The sequence below is a fragment of the Parvimonas sp. D9 genome (assembly GCF_035282565.1).
Classification (GTDB): Bacteria; Bacillota; Clostridia; order Tissierellales; family Peptoniphilaceae; genus Parvimonas; species Parvimonas micra.
Genome location: NZ_JAYKBM010000229.1, coordinates 1 through 247 on the forward strand (window position 1 = coordinate 1; position 247 = coordinate 247).

Here is a 247-nt window from a genome sequence, read left to right on the forward strand (position 1 = left end):
TGTATGGGAAATAGTTCCTGCCAAAGAGGTTTCGGTTACAACGCAGGTTTTAGAGGCCATGGGTTTTGCGTATCAGTTTGTTCCTGATGTTCCGGGTATGGTTGCTGCACGGGTAATTGCCATGATTATTAATGAAGCTTTTTTTGCCCTGGGCGATGGTATCAGCAGTAAGCATGACATAGATACTGTCATGAAATTGGGAACCAATTATCCCTATGGCCCATTTGAATGGTGTAACCTGATTGGC

Annotated in this window: 1 protein-coding gene; it reads left to right on the forward strand. The window is 44.1% G+C overall.

Annotation, left to right across the window (positions count from 1 at the left end):
- Positions 1 to 58: 58 nt before the first annotated feature.
- Positions 59 to 247, forward strand: a 189-nt coding sequence (locus VJI94_RS08675; protein WP_324009080.1) for a 3-hydroxyacyl-CoA dehydrogenase family protein, incomplete at its 3' end; no start/stop codon positions are given.